This is a genomic window from Pseudomonas moorei (genome assembly GCF_008801475.1).
GTDB lineage: Bacteria > Pseudomonadota > Gammaproteobacteria > Pseudomonadales > Pseudomonadaceae > Aquipseudomonas > Aquipseudomonas moorei.
In genome coordinates, this window is record NZ_VZPP01000005.1 from 160,577 (window position 1) to 181,172 (window position 20,596).

At 59.2% G+C, this 20,596-nt stretch carries 18 protein-coding genes; 7 read left to right on the forward strand and 11 right to left on the reverse strand.

Translation table 11 applies throughout. The features are described 5' to 3' along the window. Nucleotides 1-7: 7 nt before the first annotated feature. The 4 genes from F7R06_RS11000 to gpmI form a co-directional block, all read right to left on the reverse strand. A complete protein-coding gene (locus F7R06_RS11000; RefSeq protein ID WP_090328041.1) occupies nt 8-784 on the reverse strand; it encodes a divergent polysaccharide deacetylase family protein in 777 nt (258 codons plus the stop codon). Nucleotide 785: 1 nt separating this feature from the next. Beyond that, nucleotides 786-2,105, reverse strand: a complete 1,320-nt coding sequence (locus F7R06_RS11005; protein WP_090328043.1) for a S41 family peptidase — start codon at nt 2,103-2,105, stop codon at nt 786-788. A gap of 34 nt (nt 2,106-2,139) precedes the next feature. Then, nucleotides 2,140-3,435 (reverse strand): murein hydrolase activator EnvC family protein, encoded by a 1,296-nt coding sequence (locus F7R06_RS11010; RefSeq protein ID WP_090328046.1) that lies wholly within the window; start codon nt 3,433-3,435, stop codon nt 2,140-2,142. A 253-nt stretch (nt 3,436-3,688) separates the two neighbouring features. Then, nucleotides 3,689-5,218 (reverse strand): 2,3-bisphosphoglycerate-independent phosphoglycerate mutase, encoded by a 1,530-nt coding sequence (gpmI, locus tag F7R06_RS11015; protein WP_090328048.1) that lies wholly within the window; start codon nt 5,216-5,218, stop codon nt 3,689-3,691. Nucleotides 5,219-5,371: 153 nt separating this feature from the next. On the opposite strand from gpmI, the gene F7R06_RS11020 reads away from it, so the two are divergent. Genes F7R06_RS11020 through secB form a run of 3 tightly spaced genes read left to right on the forward strand, consistent with a single transcriptional unit; the run spans nt 5,372 to nt 6,583 of the window. After that, nucleotides 5,372-5,785, forward strand: coding sequence for a rhodanese-like domain-containing protein (locus F7R06_RS11020; RefSeq protein WP_090328051.1), 414 nt, complete (start codon nt 5,372-5,374; stop codon nt 5,783-5,785). 1 nt (nt 5,786) lies between these two features. Then, nucleotides 5,787-6,041, forward strand: a complete 255-nt coding sequence (gene grxC / locus F7R06_RS11025; RefSeq protein WP_008149430.1) for a glutaredoxin 3 — start codon at nt 5,787-5,789, stop codon at nt 6,039-6,041. 56 nt (nt 6,042-6,097) lie between these two features. Next, nucleotides 6,098-6,583: a protein-export chaperone SecB gene (gene secB / locus F7R06_RS11030; RefSeq protein WP_090328053.1), complete on the forward strand. Its 486-nt coding sequence runs from the start codon at nt 6,098-6,100 to the stop codon at nt 6,581-6,583. A 108-nt stretch (nt 6,584-6,691) separates the two neighbouring features. Here secB and F7R06_RS11035 read toward each other — a convergent pair whose 3' ends face one another. Beyond that, nucleotides 6,692-7,147 (reverse strand): tRNA (cytidine(34)-2'-O)-methyltransferase, encoded by a 456-nt coding sequence (locus F7R06_RS11035; protein WP_090328056.1) that lies wholly within the window; start codon nt 7,145-7,147, stop codon nt 6,692-6,694. Here F7R06_RS11035 and F7R06_RS11040 point away from each other — a divergent pair. Beyond that, on the forward strand, nt 7,146-7,586 hold the full coding sequence (locus F7R06_RS11040) for a hypothetical protein (protein ID WP_090328058.1): 441 nt from the start codon (nt 7,146-7,148) through the stop codon (nt 7,584-7,586). The genes F7R06_RS11035 and F7R06_RS11040 overlap by 2 nt on opposite strands. Before the next feature lie 521 nt (nt 7,587-8,107). Here F7R06_RS11040 and ntrC read toward each other — a convergent pair. The 5 genes from ntrC to glnA form a co-directional block, all read right to left on the reverse strand. Then, entirely contained in the window at nt 8,108-9,544 is a 1,437-nt protein-coding gene (gene ntrC / locus F7R06_RS11045; protein ID WP_090328062.1) for a nitrogen regulation protein NR(I), read from the reverse strand. Further along, on the reverse strand, nt 9,541-10,626 hold the full coding sequence (gene glnL, locus F7R06_RS11050; protein WP_090328065.1) for a nitrogen regulation protein NR(II): 1,086 nt from the start codon (nt 10,624-10,626) through the stop codon (nt 9,541-9,543). Before glnL ends, ntrC begins: the two co-directional genes overlap by 4 nt. Nucleotides 10,627-10,942: 316 nt before the next feature. After that, the gene (locus F7R06_RS11055) at nt 10,943-11,458 is read right to left on the reverse strand and encodes a DUF4124 domain-containing protein (RefSeq protein ID WP_090328067.1); all 516 of its coding nucleotides are present in this window, start codon (nt 11,456-11,458) and stop codon (nt 10,943-10,945) included. 25 nt (nt 11,459-11,483) lie between these two features. Continuing rightward, nucleotides 11,484-11,903: a cupin domain-containing protein gene (locus F7R06_RS11060; protein ID WP_090328070.1), complete on the reverse strand. Its 420-nt coding sequence runs from the start codon at nt 11,901-11,903 to the stop codon at nt 11,484-11,486. Nucleotides 11,904-12,083: 180 nt separating this feature from the next. Then, nucleotides 12,084-13,490 (reverse strand): type I glutamate--ammonia ligase, encoded by a 1,407-nt coding sequence (gene glnA, locus F7R06_RS11065; RefSeq protein ID WP_056852215.1) that lies wholly within the window; start codon nt 13,488-13,490, stop codon nt 12,084-12,086. A gap of 328 nt (nt 13,491-13,818) precedes the next feature. Here glnA and thiI point away from each other — a divergent pair, with 328 nt between their 5' ends. Next, nucleotides 13,819-15,273 (forward strand): tRNA uracil 4-sulfurtransferase ThiI, encoded by a 1,455-nt coding sequence (gene thiI / locus F7R06_RS11075; protein WP_090328072.1) that lies wholly within the window; start codon nt 13,819-13,821, stop codon nt 15,271-15,273. A 139-nt stretch (nt 15,274-15,412) separates the two neighbouring features. After that, nucleotides 15,413-17,233 (forward strand): translational GTPase TypA, encoded by a 1,821-nt coding sequence (gene typA / locus F7R06_RS11080; protein ID WP_040063516.1) that lies wholly within the window; start codon nt 15,413-15,415, stop codon nt 17,231-17,233. A 157-nt stretch (nt 17,234-17,390) separates the two neighbouring features. On the opposite strand, the gene F7R06_RS11085 is transcribed toward typA, so the two are convergent. Continuing rightward, nucleotides 17,391-17,828 (reverse strand): YkgJ family cysteine cluster protein, encoded by a 438-nt coding sequence (locus tag F7R06_RS11085; RefSeq protein ID WP_090328075.1) that lies wholly within the window; start codon nt 17,826-17,828, stop codon nt 17,391-17,393. Between the two features lie 256 nt (nt 17,829-18,084). Between F7R06_RS11085 and F7R06_RS11090 the strand changes: the two genes are divergently transcribed. Beyond that, nucleotides 18,085-20,535: a glycogen/starch/alpha-glucan phosphorylase gene (locus F7R06_RS11090; RefSeq protein ID WP_090328079.1), complete on the forward strand. Its 2,451-nt coding sequence runs from the start codon at nt 18,085-18,087 to the stop codon at nt 20,533-20,535. The last annotated feature ends 61 nt before the right edge of the window (nt 20,536-20,596 follow it).

Here is a 20,596-nt window from a genome sequence, read left to right on the forward strand (position 1 = left end):
CGGTCCATCAGCGGTACACCCCATCCTTGCCATGCGCAGCCGTCGCCCGATTGCTGCGCACACTGATCATCTGCTTGATATCGATCCAATCGATGCCCTGCGCCTTGAGCTTGGGCAGCTCACGCTCAAGCACCGCCAGCGTCTGCGGATACGGATGCCCGATCATGACCGCCGAACCCTGTTTGTGCGCCAGGCTGATCGCTGTCTGGAGCTGCGTGAGGATTGCTGACTCAGTGCGTTCATCGTCCAGGAACACATCCCGGGAAACACTCGCCAGGCCGATCTTTTGCGCTTCGGCGGCCGCCACGGTCTGTGCGCTGGTGCGGCTGTCGACGAAGAATTTGTGCCGACCCTGCAAGTTCGCCATCAACCACGTCATCGCCGGTTGCTGGGCCGTCATGCGGCTGCCCATGTGGTTGTTGATTCCGGCGGTGTAGGGCACCGCTTTGAAGGCGGCGTCGAGGCGTTTCTCAAGCTCTTCGATGGGCAGCTCGGGGTGCCAGGCGAACGGGCCGGTGGCCGGGTCCATGGGCATGTGCAAGATGACGATTTTGCCGGCGCGGTGGGCCTCGCGGGCGAATTCGCTGGCGTGAGGGGTGTCGGGCATGATCGCCGTGGTCACCGGGCCGGGCAGTGCCAGCACACGGCGATCCCGGGGCAGGTTCTGCCCCAGGTCATCGATGATCAGGCTGAGATAGGCCTTTTGCGGCGTTGTCGTCCCGGGCGCTGCATGGGCAGCGCCCGCCAGACAACACATCAGGCCGAGAATGAACCGCAGACGCATCTCAACGGCCGGACGTAATGCTCAGCCCTTTGAGCAGGCTCAGGGCCTGGGCCAGTTGGTAGTCGTCGTCCTGCGGCATCGGCTTGGCCTTGCCGCTGGAACCGGTCGGTTTGTCGGCACCGCCGTTGCCATTGCCCAGGTGGCCTTGCAGATCGGCTTCCTTGAAGTAGTCGCTGTCCTGCTCGTTGGTGATCTTGGCCTTGCGCACTTCGATGTCCGGCACGATGCCTTGAGCCTGGATCGAGCGGCCGTTCGGCGTGTAATACAGCGCCGTGGTGATCTTCAATGCGCGGTCGTTATTCAGCGGCAATACGGTCTGTACCGAGCCTTTGCCGAAACTGGTGGTGCCCATCAGTACGGCGCGTTTTTGATCCTGCAGGGCGCCGGCGACGATTTCCGAAGCCGAGGCGCTGCCGCCGTTGATCAGCACGACCATTGGCACGGCTTCGCTTTCGTCTTTGCCGGTGGCCGAGAAGCGCAGTTCGGAGTTGGCGATACGGCCCTTGGTGTAGACGATCAGGCCTTTGGTGATGAAGTGGTCGACCACTTCCACCGCCGCTTGCAGCACGCCGCCAGGGTTGTTGCGCAGGTCGAGAATGATGCCGTTGAGCTTCTTGCCGTTGTCTTTGCGCAGCTTGGCCAGGGCCTTGGAGACCTCTTCGCCGGTCTTGACCTGGAATTGGGTGATGCGGATGTAGCCGTAGCCGGACTCCAGCAACTGGCTCTTCACGCTTTTCACTTGAATGATGGCGCGGGCCAGGGTCACGTCGAACGGCGTACCGCCATCACGGACCAGGGTCAGGGTGATTTTCTGGCCGATCTTGCCGCGCATCTTGTCCACGGCTTCGGTCATGCTCTGGCCGCGAGTCGGTTGGCCGTTGATCTTGACGATGAAGTCGCCCGCCTGAATGCCAGCCTTGGATGCCGGGGTGTCATCAATAGGCGATACCACCTTGATGAAACCGTCTTCGGCGCCGACTTCGATGCCCAGGCCACCGAATTCGCCGCTGGTGCTTTCCTGCAGTTCAGCGAAGTCTTCCGGGCCCAGATAGGCGGAGTGCGGGTCAAGATTGCTGAGCATGCCCTTGATGGCGTTTTCCAACAGGGTCTTGTCGTCTACCGGCTCGACATAAGCGGCTTTGATCCGATCCATGACCTCGGCAAAGGTGCGCAACTCTTCCAGGGGCAACGGTGCCTTGGTGGTCGCGGCAGTGCCAGCGGGCGCGACGGCCGGGGCCGGTTGAGCGGCGAACGCCAATGGCGCGCCGATCACCAGGGCGATCGTCAGGGCCAGCGAGGTAAGGCGGGACAAATGCAGCATGTCGAACGAACTCCTAATGTAGGTGACTCAACGCCTATCCTTGCGCGCGGCACCATTGCGCCGGATCACTCGGGTGACCCTGCTGACGAATAGCAAAATACAGCGCTGGTGTGTCCTGCCCGCCACTGTTACCGACAGTGGAGATGGACTCACCGGCTTTTACCACGTCACCCGCAGACTTGAGCAGCGTCTGGTTGTGACCGTAAAGACTCAAAAAACCGTTGCCGTGGTCGAGAATCACCAGCAGCCCGGCACCGCGCAGCCAGTCAGCGAACACCACACGGCCGCCATGCACTGCATGCACCGCACTGCCGGCTGCGGCGCCGATCATCACGCCGTCCCACTTGGTCCGGGCATCGTCGCCACGGCTTTCACCGAAGCGTGCCAACAGTCGACCGTCGACAGGCCATGGAAGTTTGCCTCGGGTTGACGCAAATGGGCCGCCAAAGGTCTCGCCTGAGCTTGAAACCAGAGCGCCGGGTGTCGATTTAACGGGTTTGCGTGGGGCGTCGTCGGTGGCTTCTGCCTGCGCCTGGGCCTCACGTAAACGCTTTTTTTCGGCTTCCTGCTGGGCTATCAGCGCTTTTTGCCGCGCTTCTTCAGCCTCACGAGCCTGGCGAGCCAGGGTTTCCTCGATGGTTTTAAGGACTTTAGACAGGTCTGCCTGATCCTGCTCGCGGGCGGCCAGTTTCTGGTCGCGCGCCTTGACGTCGTCATTGAGCTTGGCCAGGACTTGCTGGCGCTCCTGGCGAACCTTCTCGAGTTCGCCGCGCTGGGTTTCCAGGCTGCTTTGTTGCACCAGCAATTGCGCTTGCTGGGCGGCAATGTCTTTTTCGACATTGGCCAGCTGGCGCAGGGTTTCATTGAAGTTCTTCAGCTGTTCCAGGCGGGCCTGGCTCAGGTAGTCGTAATAGGTGAGGGTACGGGCGAATTTCTCGGGGTTCTGCTGGTTGAGCAGCAGCTTGAGGTATTCCTGACGGCCATTCTGGTAGGCCGCGCGGGCCTGGATGGCGATCAGTCGTTGCTGTTCAGTGCGCGCGCTCTGGAGTTTTTTTTTCTCTGCATCGAGCCGCTGCAGCTCGGATTCGCTCTTCTTCAGCTCTTTTTGCAGGGTTTCAACCTGCTTCTCGAGCTTGCCCATTTCGGTCTCGGTGCCCTTGAGGTCTTTCTGCACACCGGATTTTTCTTCCTGCAGCTTGCCCAGCATTTTTTTCAGCTCGGCAATGTCCTGGCGCGTGGCGTCCAGCTGCTGTTGGGTTTGCGCGCGCTCGTCAGCAAAGGCCGGTTGGAGCAGGCAAGTCAGAGCGAGGGCTATCAGGACGCGAAGCATAGAGGCGGGCGACACCAGGGAAAGGGACAGCCTAGTATGCCCGCCCCACGCTGCAAAAAAAACGCCCAATTGGGGCTGTGTGATAACTGGAGAGAGATGTGGGGGGTATTAGTCTTCAAAACCACCACAAACCACTGTGGGAGCTGGCTTGCCAGCGATGGCGGCCTGGCATTCAACATAGATGCTGGATGTCAGATTGCTATCGCCGGCAAGCCAGCTCCCACAAGGTTTAGGTTGTGTTTGAGAGCCCGCGTTACACCAAAATCGAAGTCCCGGTCATTTCCGCCGGTTTTTCCAGGCCCAGCAGTTTCAGCATGGTCGGCGCCACATCCGCCAGCACACCGCCTTCGCGGACCTTCAGGTCGCGCTTGCCGACATAAATGAACGGTACCGGCTCGGTGGTGTGCGCGGTGTGCGCCTGACCGGTGGATTCATCGGACATTTGTTCTACATTGCCGTGGTCGGCGGTGATCAGCGCTTCGCCACCGACTTTTTCCAGGGCTTCGACGATGCGGCCGACGCACTGGTCCAGGCATTCAACGGCTTTTACCGCGGCTTCGAACACGCCACTGTGGCCAACCATGTCGCCGTTGGCGTAATTGACGACGATCACGTCATAACGCTGGTGTTCGATGGCATCGACGATGCGATCCGTCACTTCCGGCGCGCTCATCTCGGGTTGCAAGTCGTAGGTGGCGACTTTTGGCGACGGGATCAGGATGCGTTCTTCGCCCGGAAACGGTTCTTCGCGACCGCCGGAGAAGAAGAAAGTCACGTGGGCGTACTTCTCGGTTTCAGCGATGCGCAGCTGAGTCTTGCCGTTTTTCGCCAGGTAGTCGCCCAGCACGTTTTCCAGGCTGCCGGCGGCGAAGGCGGCTGGTGCAGGAATGCTGGCGGCGTATTGGGTCAGCATCACGAAGCCGGCCAGTTTTGGCTGGCGCGCGCGCTCGAACTCCTTGAAATCGTCTTCAACGAATACCCGGGTCAGCTCGCGGGCGCGGTCGGCGCGGAAGTTCATGAACACCACGGCGTCGCCGTCTTCGACTTTGACCGGCTCACCGATGGAGGTGGCTTTGACGAATTCGTCGCTCTCGCCCCGCTCGTAGGCGGCCTGCAGGCCTTCCTGGGCAGTAGCGGAGTTGAATTCGCCCTGGCCGTCGACAATCAGGTTGTAGGCCTGGGATACGCGGTCCCAGCGATTGTCACGGTCCATGGCGAAATAACGACCGATGAGGCTGGCGATGCGGCCCTTGCCCAATGCCTGGAAAGTCGCGTCCAGCAGTTCGATAGACGATTGCGCGCTTTTCGGTGGGGTATCGCGGCCGTCGAGGAAAGCGTGCAGATAGATTTTTTCCGCACCGCGCTTGGCGGCCAGCTCAGCCATGGCAACCAGGTGATCCTGGTGGCTGTGCACGCCGCCATCGGACAGCAGGCCCATGAAATGCACGGCTTTACCGGCGGCAACGGCTTTGTCCACTGCGGCACAGATGGTCGGGTTCTCGAAGAACTCACCGTCGCGGATCGATTTGGTCACGCGAGTGAAGTCCTGATACACCACGCGGCCGGCGCCGAGGTTCATGTGGCCAACTTCGGAGTTGCCCATCTGACCATCCGGCAGGCCGACGTCCATGCCGCTACCCGAGATCAGGCCGTTCGGCACGGTGGCCCACAGGCGGTCGAGTACGGGCTTCCTGGCGGCATAGATGGCATTGCCTTCCTGGCTTTCACTGTGACCGAAGCCGTCGAGAATCATCAGGACCAAAGGTTTAGGCGTGGTAGTCATGGAATCCACTCGTGGCTGAGATAAAAAGGGGTGTTGGAAAAGGGAGTGGCAGTTTAAAGCGAAGTTCCTGCGGCGTCACCGCCGGACGGGGTTTGGCCCACCTTGGTGGCTGTGTATACTGGCCGACATTTTAACGCCCTGGAACCTCCTTCGATGGTTGCTCACCTGATTGAATTTGCCACTAACCACTACATTCTCGTCGGTATTTTCGTCGTACTGGCGGCCCTGCTGTTGGCCTATCAAATGCAAGGCGGCGGCCGTAGCCTGAGCACCGGCGAACTGACCGCACTGGTCAACAAAGACGCTGGCGTGGTGGTCGACATCCGTCCGAGCAAGGATTTCGCTGCGGGTCACATTGTTGGCGCGGTGAACATTCCCCAGGACAAACTGGCCGCCCGCATCGGCGAGCTGGAAAAACACAAGGCCAAGACCATCATTCTGGTCGATGCCCTGGGCCAGACCGCCGGCACTCACGCTCGCGAGCTGATGAAATCCGGCTTCACCGCTGCCAAATTGTCCGGTGGCGTTTCCAGCTGGAAAGCTGACAATCTGCCGCTGGTGAAGTGATATGAGCAACGTCGTCGTCTATTCCAGCGATTACTGCCCTTATTGCTCGCGAGCCAAGTACCTGCTCGAGAACAAAGGCGTAGCCTTCGAAGAGATCAAGGTCGATGGCAAGCCGCAGGTGCGTGCCGCAATGGCTCAGAAAGCCGGACGTACGTCCGTGCCGCAGATCTGGATCGGCAGCACCCACGTTGGCGGTTGTGATGATTTGTTCGCCCTGGAGCGCGCCGGCAAGCTCGATGCGATGCTCAAGGCCTGACTGCCGTATTCAAAACAAGCAAACCTAAAAGACCCATGGATCAAGAAGGATCTGCGATGACTGACCAACAGAACACTGCTGCGAACGAAGAAGAAACTGCACCGCAATTCTCCTTGCAGCGCATTTATGTGCGTGACCTGTCCTTCGAAGCCCCGAAAAGCCCGGCAATCTTCCGCCAGCAGTGGGAGCCGAGCGTCGGTCTGGATCTGAACACCCGTCAAAAGGCTCTGGAAAACGATTTCCATGAAGTCGTGCTGACCCTGTCGGTCACCGTGAAGAACGGTGACGAAGTGGCGTTCATCGCTGAAGTGCAACAGGCTGGGATCTTCCTGATCAAGAACCTGGACGACGCCTCGATGAGCCACACCCTCGGCGCATTCTGCCCGAACATCCTGTTCCCGTACGCTCGCGAAACCCTGGACAGCCTGGTGACCCGTGGATCGTTCCCGGCGCTGATGCTGGCCCCGGTGAACTTCGACGCGCTGTACGCACAAGAACTGCATCGCATGCAGGCGGCTGGCGAGACTCCAACCGTTCAATAAGTTGCCTTGCTGAAAATCGCGGGCAAGCCCGCTCCCACAGGTTTTGCACAATCCTGTGGGAGCGGGCTTGCCCGCGATTGTTTCTGTCAGGCGAAAACGATGCTCAGGTTACTTGAAGCCGTTCTGGCGCCACGCTTCGTACACGGCCACGGCCACGGTGTTGGACAGGTTCAGGCTACGACAGCCTTCGCGCATCGGCAGGCGCAGGCGTTGTTCGGCGGGCAGGGCCTCCAGTACTTCGGCGGGCAAACCGCGGCTTTCCGGACCGAACAGGAACGCATCGCCCTCGACGAAACTGGCATCGTGGAACGGTCGCGAACCTTTGGTGGTGAACGCGAACACCCGTGGATGGCCGAGGCTTTCCAGGCAACTGGCCAGGTCCGGGTGGCGTTGCAGGGTGGCATACTCGTGATAGTCGAGGCCGGCCCGGCGTAGGCGCTTGTCGTCCATCTCAAAGCCCAGCGGTTCGATCAAATGCAGGTGGCAGCCGCTGTTGGCGCATAGCCTGATAACGTTGCCGGTATTCGGCGGAATTTCCGGTTGGAAGAGGATGACGTGAAACATGCACGGCTCCGAAGGTAAAGATGAGCGGCATTCTACGCCGCAACCCGACCCTCGTTCGAAACTATTCCCGCGTGTGATGGCTTCTCTGGCAATTGTCGGGGTGATGGTCGGGATGATGATCGGTCGCCTGACCACGCCTGACCCCAGCGAATTGCAGCAGATCGAAGTGGTGGATAACGGGCTGGTGGTCTGGTTCAACAACGAACCCAAGACCCATGGCGAGATCGTCGATGGCAGTATCGCGTTGTTGTTCGAAGCCGAAGGCAAGGTGCAAAAGGGTCAGCTCAAGCTCAACGGCAAGGACGTGAACTGGCGAACGCGTTTGAGTGATGGGGGGTTATTGCTGACGCTAGTGGCGGCCCGGCCCCTTCAGGGTGACTGGGCCGGTAGCGAGGTTGATGACCGCTGGCGGCTGGAGATCCATCTCCGAGAGCAATAAAAGAGGGAATCCCCGGCCTGCCTGTACCAAGGTTCCCGAAACGGGAGGGTTCGCGCATTGCGACGTGAACCCGGTGTAAAGAGGGAATCCCCGGCCTGCCTGTACCAAGGACCCCAAAACGGCGGCTCGTCGCTAGTGCGGTGTGAGCCCGGTGTAAAGAGGGGAATCCCCGGCCTGCCTGTACCAAGGTCCCCGAAACTGGGTAGTGAACTGAATCACTGAATGGACTATTGCAGGGGGCGTGCCAGCTTTTAACAAAATGAAACAGATATCCGTCAGATAGCGCCGAAAGCCCCGTATTTCGGGGCTTTCGTGTTTTTTCGATAGGGGTTCGATTGCGAAAACAGGCGGGATTTCAGATCAGTTGCCGTGCGCGATTGCGGGTCACGGTGCATTGCGGCGGTGCACTCTCGTCCTAAAAGCATCGCGGGCAAGCCCACTCCGACAGGATCTGCGCAAACCCTGTGGGAGCGGGCTTGCCCGCGATTGGATCTGACGATCAGCGAAGAGCTAAAGGCTGTTTAGCCCTCATCCCCCTCATCATCATCCCCACCATCGACCTTCATCCCCAGCTCCTTGATCTTGCGAGTCAGGGTATTGCGACCCCAGCCCAACAGCACAGCGGCATCGCGACGACGGCCGGCGGTGTGCTTGAGGGCGGTCTCGATCATGATCCGTTCGAACGCCGGCACCGCGCTGTCAAGCAGGCTCGACTGGCCACGTGCCAGCGCCTGATCAGCCCATTGGCGCAACGCCTGCTCCCAATTGGTCACCGGCGCCGAATCCTGAGGCAGGCTCAGCAGTTCCGGCGGCAAGTCACCGATGTGCACTTCGCGGCCAGAAGCCATGACGGTGATCCAGCGGCAAGTGTTCTCCAGCTGACGCACGTTGCCCGGCCATGGCAGGTTTTTCAGGTATTCCTCGGTTTCGTTTTTCAGCAGCTTCGGCTCGACGGCCAGCTCCTGCGCGGCACGGCTGAGGAAGTGCTTGGCCAGGGTCGGGATGTCTTCGCGACGATCCGACAGGCGTGGAATGTGAATGCGGATCACATTGAGGCGGTGGAACAAGTCCTCACGGAATTTCCCGGCGTGCACCAGGGTTTCCAGATTCTGGTGTGTTGCGGCGATGATTCGCACATCGACCTTCACCGGCACGTGGCCACCGACGCGATAGAACTCGCCATCGGCCAGTACCCGCAGGAGACGGGTCTGGGTGTCCGCCGGCATATCGCCGATCTCGTCGAGGAACAGCGTGCCGCCGTCCGCTTGCTCGAAGCGTCCGCGCCGCAGGTTGGCCGCGCCGGTGAAGGCGCCTTTCTCGTGGCCGAACAGCTCGGATTCCATCAGGTCTTTGGGAATCGCCGCCATGTTCAGCGCAATGAACGGCGACGCCGCGCGCGGGCTGTGCCGATGCAGGGCGTGGGCCACCAGTTCTTTACCGGTACCCGATTCGCCATTGATCAGCACGGTGATGTTGGAGTGGCTCAAGCGCCCGATGGCGCGAAACACTTCCTGCATCGCCGGCGCTTCGCCAATGATTTCCGGGGTGCGGGTCAGGGTCGGGGCGACTTCGAAACCTTGCTGTTCCTGGGCGTGCTGGTTGGCGCGCTTGACCAGGGACACCGCCTCGTCGACATCGAACGGCTTGGGCAGGTATTCGAATGCACCGCCCTGATAAGACGCGACAGCGCTGTCCAGATCGGAATGCGCCGTCATGATGATCACTGGCAGCCGTGGGTGCTGTTCGCGAATCCGTGCCAGAAGGTCCAGGCCACTGGCGCCCGGCATGCGGATGTCGGAGATGATCACATCCGGCTGCTGGCGAGCCAGGCGGCTCATCACGCCATCGGCGCTGTCGAAGCTTTGCGTGGTCATGCCTTCTTGCTGCAAGGCTTTTTCCAGGACCCAACGGATAGAACGGTCGTCATCGACGATCCACACGGTTTCACTACGGCTCATGTCGATGTGGCTCCTTGTTCCAGTGGCAGAAAGATCGAGAAAGTGGTGTGGCCTGGGTGGCTGTCACACTCGATCAGGCCCTGGTGCTGGCTGATGATGTTCTGGGTAATGGCGAGGCCCAGCCCGGTACCGTCCGGACGGCCGCTGACCATGGGAAAGAAAATGGTTTCCTGTAGTTCCGCAGGAATGCCCGGACCGTTGTCGATGATTTCGATCTTGGTCACCAGGCGATGGCGCACATGGCCGATGGTGAATTGGCGCATGGCGCGGGTGCGCAGGGTGATGCGGCCCAGGCGCAGCTCGTTCTGGCTGCTGATGGCTTGCATCGCGTTACGCACGATGTTCAGAACGGCCTGAATCATTTGTTCGCGGTCGATCAGGACGTCTGGAATGCTTGGGTCGTAGTCGCGCACCAAAGTGATGCAGCCCTGGCTTTCGGCCTCGACCAGATGGCAGACACGTTCCAGCACTTCATGGACGTTGCACATGGCCAGCGATGGCAGCTTGTTGGAGCCGAGCATGCGGTCCACGAGGTTACGCAGGCGGTCGGCTTCTTCAATGATCACGTTGGTGTAGTCGCGCAGGCTTTCTTCCGGCAGTTCGCGAGCCAGCAATTGAGCGGCACCGCGAATCCCGCCCAGCGGATTCTTGATTTCGTGGGCGAGGCCACGCACCAGCATTTTGCTGGTTTCCTGTTTCGACAGCTGCGCTTCTTCCTTGGTGATCCGCAGCAAGCGATCACGGGGATGGACTTCGAGCAGCAGCAAGGTATCGCCATTGCTCAGGATCGGCGTGACCGCGTAATCGACCGTCAAGGTCTGGCCGGTGAGGGCGGTGAGCATCGCTTCGCGCTTGGTGAACGGATGCGCCTGCTGCACCGCCTGGCGCAAGGAGTTCAGGGCCTCGGTGGACTCGGTGAACAGCTCGCTGATGAACTGCCCATGGCTGCGCTGGCCGCTGATGGCCAGGAGCATTTCCGCGGCCGGGTTCATGTACTCGAGGCGCAGTTCGGCATCGAGCAGGATGGTCGCGGTGGTCAGATTGTCGAGTAGCAAGCGGTGTAGTGCGTCACTGATGGTCATTCAGGACCTCTTTTGGCGCATGAATAAAAAGCCGATGCGAGGAAACTGCAAAAACCAAACCAAGGCTCCGAAAAGAAGCGCCGAACCCCTGAAACAGGCGTTTGACGCTCGATTGCGTGGCGTTCTGCCAGCTTTCGCGGGTACTTTCGAACCAAAATGGGTTGGATTTCAACGTAAGTGCAACCATTCGCACCAATATAGTGCGCAAACCTGAACAAGGTTAAAAAAGCTTAGGGGGCGCGCTTCTTGGTGACGTCTAGTCCGCTGAAGACTCGATAACGGGGGCGTGAACCGGCAAGCGATCAGCATCAGGCCTTCAACGCTTGTGCACCCGTTGCACAGTGAATGTCACGGTCGGGCTTTGCTGCACGACCTCATCGCCGTCGATCACTTGTACGGCGAGACGATGCTGGCCGCGATCAATGTTCACCAGCTGCAGGACCGGTACGTTGCCTGATTGGCCGTACGGTTGATCGTCCAGCCAGAGTCTGAGCCGATGCGCTCCCTGCAGACGGGGCTTGATCAGCACGTTGACGGTGAAGGTGCCGTCGTTGGCGCGCAGGGCTTCGGTGGTGGGAAGGCCGGTGATTTTCAGTACTTCATAAGTGGTGCGAGGTTGTTCGGGGCTGCTGGCTCTGGCAGACGGTTGTGGTTCTCCCGACAGCTGGCTTTCGGCACGGTTGAGTTGTGGCAGCTCGATCGGATGAGCTTCAACGCCATCAGGTGGTTGGTTGCTGTATCCGGTGTTGCCATCGGCATCGACGTATCTGTAAATCTGAGCCATCACAGGAAAAACCAACGACAGCAGCAAAAGCATGAAAAACGGCCGCATTCAGACTCCCGGTGGACAGCGAGGATTACTCCGACAATGGAATACCTTGGCTGCCAGCATAGAACACAATAAGTTCTACCGGCTTGTCACCGGTTATTCCACGATGCGTGATGTTGACCATTTCAGCCAGCGCGTCGCCCTGTTTGAAGTGCTGGATCTGGCCATTGTCCTTGCTCTCGATCGTCAATTCGCCTGCGAGAATGTAAGCCGCGTTGGGTATCGGATGGGTATGCCAGTCGAGTGCGGTGTTGGCCGGTATCTTGAGTTTGAGCAATGACAGTTCAGGCGCGGAATCGGGGTAGCGAATGTAAGGCGTGTTGTCCCAGGAGGTGCTGGTTTGCAGCAGGATTTTACGTTCGACACCGGCCGGAGTTGATGCGGGGCTGCAGCCCTGCAACGCTATGGTCAACGTGGCGATCAGGGGTGTGAACAGGCAGGTCTTCATTCTTCCATCCATTGAGTTCAGCAAGTCGATACAGGCTACGAGCAACTCGAATGGATTGATGCCGGACGATGCTGTGAATGTCCGAGGAGAATGAGAAAACAGTTGTCGGAAACTGCCCACAAAAAAGGCCTTCCGAAGAAGGCCTCTTTTTGTCACGCCGCTTGCGCGAGCGCTACCGGATTAGCAGCTGTAGTACAGCTCGTATTCCAGTGGGTGTACGAAGGTACGAACCTTGATTTCTTCTTCGCTTTTCAGGGCGATGTAAGCGTCGATGAAGTCGTCGCTGAAAACGCCGCCTTTGGTCAGGAACGCACGACCTTTGTCCAGCTCTTCCAGGGCTTCTTTCAGGCTGCCGCAAACTTGTGGGATCTCTTTCGCCTCTTCAGGCGGCAGGTCGTAAAGGTTTTTGTCAGCTGCATCGCCAGGGTGGATCTTGTTCTGGATGCCGTCCAGGCCAGCCATCAGCAGTGCGGCGAAAGCCAGGTACGGGTTGGCAGCCGGATCCGGGAAGCGCGCTTCGATACGGCGGGCTTTCGGGCTCGACACGTAAGGAATACGGATCGAAGCGGAACGGTTGCGAGCCGAGTAGGCCAGCATTACTGGAGCTTCGAAACCTGGCACCAGACGCTTGTAGGAGTTGGTGGCCGGGTTGGTGAAGCCGTTCAGGGCCTTACCGTGCTTGATGATGCCGCCGATGAAGTACAGGGCGGTATCGGACAGGCCGGCATAGCCTTCGCCTGCGAAGGTGTTCTTGCCATCTTTCCAGATGGACATGTGTACGTGCATACCCGAGCCGTTGTCGCCGTACAGAGGCTTAGGCATGAAGGTAGCGGTACGGCCGTAGGCATCGGCAACGTTGTGCACGACGTACTTCAGGGTTTGGGTTTCGTCGGCTTTCTTCACCAGGGTGTTGAACTTGACGCCGATTTCGTTCTGGCCGGCAGTTGCCACTTCGTGGTGGTGAACTTCGACGGTCAGGCCCATTTCTTCCAGTGCGTTGCACATGGAGGTACGGATTTCGTGGTCGTGGTCGAACGGTGGAACCGGGAAGTAGCCGCCTTTGACGCCTGGACGGTGGCCCTTGTTGCCGCCTTCGATGTCCTGGTCGGACATCCAGGAACCTTGTTCGGAGTAGATCTTGAACATGGAACCGGAAATGTCGGACTTGAACTTGACCTGGTCGAAGATGAAGAACTCTGGCTCCGGGCCGGCGAATACGGTGTCACCGATACCGGTGGCTTTCAGGTGCTCTTCGGCGCGCTTGGCGATCGCACGTGGGTCGCGATCGTAGCCTTGCATGCTCGAAGGTTCGATGATGTCGCAGACCAGGATCAGGGTCGGCTCTTCGGTGAACGGGTCGAGAACGGCGGTGGAATCGTCCGGCATCAGGATCATGTCGGAGGCTTCGATGCCTTTCCAGCCAGAGATGGAAGAACCGTCGAACATCTTGCCGACTTCGAAGAAGTCTTCATCCAGCGCGTCGCGAGCCGGCATGGTCACGTGGTGCTGAGTGCCTTTGGTGTCCGTGAACCGCAGATCAATCCACTTGACGTCATGATCTTTGATGAGTTGAACCGACTTCGACATAGTGTCCTCCGGGTGGCTTAGGGCTGGTAGTGGATGCCCTTAAATGTTTGTGATGCCGGCGCGAATACTCTGCCAAGGCAACCTGCCTCACAAGGGAGCAAATTGCATGCCAGTGCCCCAGCATGGGTTTTTCGCCCCAATTTCACGCTTATAGAGGTGCAGGGCCTATAAAAGCTTGAATTCACGCCCCTTAATGTGGCGTCGAAGACGCAAAGTGACCTGTTTTGGTGCGTGCAAAACCTTCTGCACATTAACTGGTTAAACCTTGAGCAATTTCCGCTATAATCCGCGCCCCCCTTTTTCGGCTGGCCCAGCGCGCGCTGTTTTCATGAAACTAATCGTAAAAGTCTTTCCCGAGATCACCATCAAGAGCCGCCCGGTACGGATGCGTTTCATCCGCCAATTGGCCAAGAACATCCGTGCCGTGCTCCGCGATCTGGACCCGGCTGTGGTGGTGAACGGTGTGTGGGACAACCTCGAGCTGGAAACCCGTGTCAGCGACCCCAGGGTCCTGAAGGAGATGGGCGAGCGCCTGAGCTGCATGCCGGGCATCGCGCACTTCCTGCAGATCGACGAGTACCCGCTGGGCGATTTCGACGACATCGTCGAAAAGTGCAAGCAGCACTACGGTGATGCACTGGCCGGGAAGATCTTCTCGGTGCGTTGCAAGCGCGCCGGCAAGCACCCGTTCAGCTCGATCGACATCGAAAAATATGTCGGCAGCCAGTTGCGCCGTCAGTGCGGTGCCGCCGGGATCGACCTGAAAAAGCCGGAAATCGAAGTCCGCATCGAAGTTCGCGACCAACGGTTGTTCGTGATCCACAGCCAGCACAATGGCATCGGCGGTTATCCGCTGGGCGCACTGGAGCAGACGCTGGTCCTGATGTCCGGCGGTTTCGACTCCACGGTCGCTGCCTACCAGATCATGCGCCGTGGCCTGATGGCCCATTTCTGCTTCTTCAACCTTGGCGGCAGGGCCCATGAATTGGGCGTTATGGAAGTCGCGCATTTCATCTGGAAGAAGTACGGCAGCTCCCAACGCGTGTTATTTGTCAGTGTGCCGTTCGAGGAAGTGCTCGGAGAAATTCTCGGCAAAGTCGATAACAGTCATATGGGCGTAGTATTGAAGCGTATGATGTTGCGCGCTGCGTCCCGAATCGCCGATCGCCTGCACATTGATGCGCTGGTCACCGGTGAGGCGATTTCCCAGGTTTCGAGCCAGACACTGCCGAACCTGTCCGTGATCGACTGCGTGACCGACAAGCTGGTGCTGCGCCCGCTGATCGCCAGCCACAAACAGGACATCATCGACCTGGCCAACGAAATCGGCACCGCCGACTTCGCCCGGCACATGCCGGAGTACTGCGGGGTCATTTCGGTGAACCCCAAGACGGCGGCCAAGCGTCATCGCGTGGAGCACGAAGAGAAAGAATTCGACATGGCGGTGCTTGAGCGTGCGCTCGAGAACGCCAAGCTGGTGCCGATCGATCGCGTGATCGATGAATTGGGCCAGGACATACAGATTGAAGAAGTCAGCGAAGCGCTGGCCGGTCAGATCGTGATCGACATCCGCCACCCGGATGCGGCCGAGGATGACCCGCTGGAACTCGCTGGTATCGAGGTACAAACGATGCCGTTTTATGCTCTGAACGCTCGTTTCAAGGAACTGGACCCTACTCGCCAGTACCTGTTGTATTGCGACAAAGGCGTGATGAGTCGCCTGCATGCCCACCATTTGCTCAGTGAGGGGCATGCCAATGTGCGCGTTTATCGACCGAGCTAAGTGCCCGGGGCTGTTTGCCTGTGGCTTGCGTCACCGGCCCCCCGACGCCGCCGTCAAGCTGTAACGGCTTTCACGGACGCTACTGTTAATCGCTGCCACGACCTGTCAGCACACCGAATCCTCTGATCGAGATACACAAGTGATCGAAAATCTACGCAACATCGCCATCATCGCCCACGTTGACCATGGTAAAACCACCCTGGTAGACAAACTCCTGCGTCAATCCGGCACCCTGGAGCGCAACGAGCTCAACGACGAGCGCGTGATGGACTCCAACGACCAGGAAAAAGAGCGCGGTATTACCATTCTGGCGAAAAACACCGCCATCAACTGGAACGGCTACCACATCAACATCGTGGACACCCCGGGCCACGCCGACTTCGGCGGCGAAGTTGAACGCGTAATGTCGATGGTCGACTCCGTTCTGCTGCTGGTTGACGCTCAAGACGGCCCTATGCCGCAAACCCGTTTCGTGACCAAGAAGGCTTTCGAAGCCGGCCTGCGTCCAATCGTGTGCATCAACAAGGTTGACCGTCCAGGCGCGCGTCCGGACTGGGTTCTGGACCAGATCTTCGACCTGTTCGACAACCTGGGTGCCACCGAAGAACAGCTGGACTTCAAAGTCGTCTACGCCTCGGCCCTGAACGGTATTGCCGGTCTGGACCACAACGAAATGGCCGACGACATGACCCCGCTGTACCAGTCGATCGTCGACAACGTACCTGCGCCGGCCGTTGACCGTGACGGTCCGTTCCAGATGCAAATCTCCGCACTGGACTACAACAGCTTCCTGGGTGTTATCGGTGTTGGCCGTATCGCTCGTGGTCGCGTCAAGCCGAACACTCCGGTCGTGGCGATCAGCGCCGACGGCAAGAAGCGTAACGGTCGTATCCTGAAGCTGATGGGTCACCACGGTCTGCACCGTGTCGACGTTGAAGAAGCAGCTGCCGGCGACATCGTGTGCATCAGCGGTATGGACGAGTTGTTCATCTCCGACACCCTATGCCAGCTCGACACCCCGGAAGCGATGAAGCCTCTGACCGTTGACGAGCCAACCGTTTCCATGACCTTCCAGGTAAACGACTCGCCTTTCTGCGGTAAAGAAGGCAAGTTCGTGACTTCCCGTAACATCAAGGAACGTCTGGACAAAGAGCTGCTGTACAACGTTGCACTGCGCGTTGAAGAAGGCGACTCGGCTGACAAGTTCAAGGTGTCCGGCCGTGGTGAGCTGCACCTCTCGGTACTGATCGAAACCATGCGTCGCGAAGGCTTCGAAATGGCTGTAGGTCGTCCGGAAGTGATCATCCGTCTGGTTGACGGCGTGAAGCACGAACCGTACGAAAACGTGACCATCGACCTGCCGGAAGAATCCCAGGGCAAGGTGATGGAAGAGATGGGCCTGCGTAAGGGCGACCTGACCAACATGGTGCCGGATGGCAAGGGCCGTGTACGTCTGGAATACAACATCCCTGCTCGTGGTCTGATCGGTTTCCGTAACCAGTTCCTGACCCTGACCAACGGTGCTGGCATCCTGACTTCGATCTTCGACCGTTACGACGTGATGAAGTCCGGCGACATGTCCGGCCGTCAGAACGGCGTTCTGGTTTCGGTTGAAACCGGCAAGGCGCTGACCTACTCCCTGGAAACCCTGCAGGCGCGTGGCAAGCTGTTCGTTGAACACGGTCAGGAAATCTACAACGGTCAGATCGTTGGTCTGAACAGCCGTGACAACGACCTGGGCGTTAACCCTACCAAGGGCAAGAAGCTCGACAACATGCGTGCTTCGGGTAAAGACGAAACCATCGCTCTGGTTCCACCTGTTCGCTTCACCCTGGAACAGGCTCTGGAATTCATCCAGGACGACGAGCTGTGTGAAGTGACGCCTAAGTCCATCCGTCTTCGCAAGAAGATCCTGGACGAAAGCGAGCGTACCCGCGCTGCCAAGAAAGCCAAGGCATAACATTTAGCCTGGCTCAACGAAAACGCCCCCGGTCGAAAGGCCGGGGGCGTTTTTGTTTGTCTGCGGTTTGTCTGGAGCTTGTGCAGTGTTGGTGCCGCCCTCTTCGCTGGCTTGCCAGCGAAGGCGGCCGATCAGCCACCGCCAATGTCAGGCGCAATCAGAACCGCTCGATATTCCGCGAATTCCGCTCGCGCTCCACTTCCTTGGGCTTGTACGCGCAATACCCGGGCCGCGGGCCGATTTTCGGGTGATTGCGGCAGGTGTCCGGGCGCTTTTCATAAATAGTGCACAGACGGCTCTTACGATCCAGGTACAGGCAATCGTTGTTGCTCATGCGCTGAAGGGTGAAAATCTCGGACTTCTGGTTGTAGCGCTCGACGATCCCTTCCTTCTGCAGGCGCTTGGCGATGTTCTTCGGCGGGTCGCCGCGCTCGAACTCGTCGACGATGCCGATACGGATCAGATCCTTGATCTTGACCTCGACAGGCAGCGTGCAGCAGCTGGATATGCAGGAACCGCACATCGGAGCAGAGTACTTGGCCCAGGTATCGAGTCGGTCGATCTCCGCGGCGGCGATCAGGTTCGGCTTCATCATTGGTTGTTACCAGCATGCATCAGGGCGCGCGATCATACCGGGACTGGTGGATTTTTGAACAACCTTTCGCCAGATTTTTTGCGTTGGGTGGCCGATTGGCCATAAATTCGGCACGGCCCCTGCATTGATTCCGGTACACCGACAACGTATTACCGACCTAAGTCGCACTAACAGGAAAAACTGCCGAACCAGAGCCTCTACCGCCTGTCAGACCGTCTAGGCTCAGACAACTCAAAGCTCGCTCGAGGTCTTATCGATGACTCAAGAACCACTTGTTCGCGAAGCAGAGGTGGCCGCATTCCGCGACGCCGTCTTGACCAAACTCACCTACGCGGTGGGCAAAGACCCGGATCACGCTTTCGACCATGACTGGTTCGAAGCCATTGCGCTGGCGGCGCGTGATCACATGGTCGAGCACTGGATGGACCATACGCGCCAGATCTACCGCAAGGGTCAGAAGCGCGTTTACTACCTGTCCCTGGAATTCCTCATCGGCCGCTTGCTCTATGACAGCCTGAGCAACCTCGGTTTGCTGGACGTGGCGCGTGAAGCGCTGACCGAGCTGGGCGTGGACCTTGAACGCATCCGCTTGCTGGAGCCCGACGCGGCGCTCGGCAATGGCGGCCTCGGACGTTTGGCGGCGTGCTTCATGGAAAGTATGTCGACCCTGGGCATCGCCGGTCATGGCTATGGCATTCGGTACGAGCATGGCTTGTTCCGTCAGGCCATTGTCGACGGCTGGCAGCAGGAACAGACCGAACACTGGCTGGATTTCGGCAACCCCTGGGAGTTTGAGCGGCCGGAAGTGGTGTATCCGATAGGCTTCGGCGGTAGCGTCGAGACGGTCACCGATGAAAGCGGAAAATCCAGGCAAGTCTGGCACCCGGCGGAAACCGTGCGGGCCATTGCCTACGACACGCCGGTGGTCGGCTGGCGCGGGGCGAGCGTGAACACGCTGCGACTGTGGCGTGCCCGGGCCATGGAAGATCTGCACCTGGAACGTTTCAACGCCGGTGACCACCTGGGTGCAGTCGCCGAAGTGGCCCGGGCCGAAAGTATCTCCCGCGTGCTCTACCCGGCGGACAGCACCGAAGCGGGCCAGGAACTGCGCCTGCGCCAGGAATACTTCTTCGTTGCCGCGTCCCTGCAGGATTTGCTGCGCCGCCATCGCAACATGCATACCTCGGTGCTGACCCTGGGCGATCACGCGGCGATCCAGCTCAATGACACCCACCCGTCGATTGCCGTGGCCGAGCTGATGCGTCAATTGGTCGACGTCTACGACGTGGCGTGGGACGCCGCCTGGCAGGTCACGGTCGACACGCTTTCCTACACCAACCACACACTGCTGCCCGAAGCGCTGGAAACCTGGCCGGTCGGCTTGATGGAACGCATGCTGCCGCGGCACATGCAGATCATTTACCTGATCAACGCCCAACACATCGATTCGTTGCGCGCCAAAGGCATTCACGACTTCGACGTGTTGCGTGCGGTATCGCTGATCGAAGAAGACAACGGCCGCCGTGTGCGCATGGGTAACCTGGCGTTCCTCGGTTCCCACAGCGTCAATGGCGTGTCCGGGCTGCACACGCAGCTGATGCGCAAAACCGTGTTCTCCGAACTGCACAAGCTCTACCCGGACCGGATCAACAACAAGACCAATGGCATCACCTTCCGCCGCTGGCTCTATCAGGCCAACTCCGAACTGACGTCGATGCTGGTCGATGCCCTTGGCCCGGAGCTGCTGGACAACCCTGAAGATCGCTTGCTCGGTCTGGAGTCGTTCGCCGACAAGACCGCGTTCCGCAAGGCGTTTGCCGAGCAACGCCTGCACAGCAAAAAAGCCCTGGCCTACATCATTCACGAACGGCTGGGGGTGGCGGTCAACCCGGCGGCCATGTTCGACGTGCAGGTCAAACGTATCCACGAATACAAGCGGCAACTGCTCAACCTGATGCACACCGTGGCGCTCTACCAGGCGATTCGCGCCGAGCCGGAGGTCGATTGGGTACCTCGGGTGAAAATCTTTGCCGGCAAGGCGGCGGCGAGTTATCACCAGGCCAAGCTAATCATCAAACTGACCAACGACATCGCCCGGGTGGTGAACAACGACCCGACCGTGCGCGGGTTACTGAAAGTGGTGTTCCTGCCCAATTACAACGTCAGCCTGGCGGAGAGCATTATCCCGGCGGCGGATTTGTCCGAGCAGATCTCCACCGCCGGCTTCGAAGCCTCGGGCACCAGCAACATGAAATTCGGCCTGAATGGCGCATTGACCATCGGTACGCTGGACGGCGCCAACGTTGAGATGTGCGAACGCATCGGTGCCGAACACATGTTTATCTTCGGCCTCAGTGCCCAGCAGGTCGAAGCGCGCAAGCAGAACCACGAGTTCAGCGCAGTGCCGGACATCGCCGCCTCCCATCGGCTCAGCGACGTGCTGCAAGCCATTCGTGGCGGGGTGTTCTCGCCGGATGATCCGTCCCGTTACACCGGACTGATCGATTCGCTCGTGGATTACGACCGCTTCCTGGTCTGCGCCGATTTCGACTCCTACTGGAATGCGCAAATGCGTGTCGAAGCCCATTGGCATGACTCGAACGAGTGGTGGCGCTCCGCGGTGCTGAACACGGCGCGGATGGGCTGGTTTTCGTCCGACCGGACCATCCGTGAGTACGCGACGGATATCTGGAAAGCACTGGAGTAACTGTTCGTCCGGCTCGATATACTGGCGCTTCGGAAAAGATCGCAGCCTTCGGCGGCTCCTG

What these genes read in the sequence shown, in the direction of transcription:
- F7R06_RS11000 (WP_090328041.1), bottom strand. Translation starts at nt 784, where the DNA reads ATGCGTCTGCGGTTCATTCTCGGCCTGATGTGTTGTCTGGCGGGCGCT.
- F7R06_RS11005 (WP_090328043.1), bottom strand. Translation starts at nt 2,105, where the DNA reads ATGCTGCATTTGTCCCGCCTTACCTCGCTGGCCCTGACGATCGCCCTG.
- F7R06_RS11010 (WP_090328046.1), bottom strand. Translation starts at nt 3,435, where the DNA reads ATGCTTCGCGTCCTGATAGCCCTCGCTCTGACTTGCCTGCTCCAACCG.
- gpmI (WP_090328048.1), bottom strand. Translation starts at nt 5,218, where the DNA reads ATGACTACCACGCCTAAACCTTTGGTCCTGATGATTCTCGACGGCTTC.
- F7R06_RS11020 (WP_090328051.1), top strand. Translation starts at nt 5,372, where the DNA reads ATGGTTGCTCACCTGATTGAATTTGCCACTAACCACTACATTCTCGTC.
- grxC (WP_008149430.1), top strand. Translation starts at nt 5,787, where the DNA reads ATGAGCAACGTCGTCGTCTATTCCAGCGATTACTGCCCTTATTGCTCG.
- secB (WP_090328053.1), top strand. Translation starts at nt 6,098, where the DNA reads ATGACTGACCAACAGAACACTGCTGCGAACGAAGAAGAAACTGCACCG.
- F7R06_RS11040 (WP_090328058.1), top strand. Translation starts at nt 7,146, where the DNA reads ATGCACGGCTCCGAAGGTAAAGATGAGCGGCATTCTACGCCGCAACCC.
- F7R06_RS11035 (WP_090328056.1), bottom strand. Translation starts at nt 7,147, where the DNA reads ATGTTTCACGTCATCCTCTTCCAACCGGAAATTCCGCCGAATACCGGC.
- ntrC (WP_090328062.1), bottom strand. Translation starts at nt 9,544, where the DNA reads ATGAGCCGTAGTGAAACCGTGTGGATCGTCGATGACGACCGTTCTATC.
- glnL (WP_090328065.1), bottom strand. Translation starts at nt 10,626, where the DNA reads ATGACCATCAGTGACGCACTACACCGCTTGCTACTCGACAATCTGACC.
- F7R06_RS11055 (WP_090328067.1), bottom strand. Translation starts at nt 11,458, where the DNA reads ATGCGGCCGTTTTTCATGCTTTTGCTGCTGTCGTTGGTTTTTCCTGTG.
- F7R06_RS11060 (WP_090328070.1), bottom strand. Translation starts at nt 11,903, where the DNA reads ATGAAGACCTGCCTGTTCACACCCCTGATCGCCACGTTGACCATAGCG.
- glnA (WP_056852215.1), bottom strand. Translation starts at nt 13,490, where the DNA reads ATGTCGAAGTCGGTTCAACTCATCAAAGATCATGACGTCAAGTGGATT.
- thiI (WP_090328072.1), top strand. Translation starts at nt 13,819, where the DNA reads ATGAAACTAATCGTAAAAGTCTTTCCCGAGATCACCATCAAGAGCCGC.
- F7R06_RS11085 (WP_090328075.1), bottom strand. Translation starts at nt 17,828, where the DNA reads ATGATGAAGCCGAACCTGATCGCCGCCGCGGAGATCGACCGACTCGAT.
- F7R06_RS11090 (WP_090328079.1), top strand. Translation starts at nt 18,085, where the DNA reads ATGACTCAAGAACCACTTGTTCGCGAAGCAGAGGTGGCCGCATTCCGC.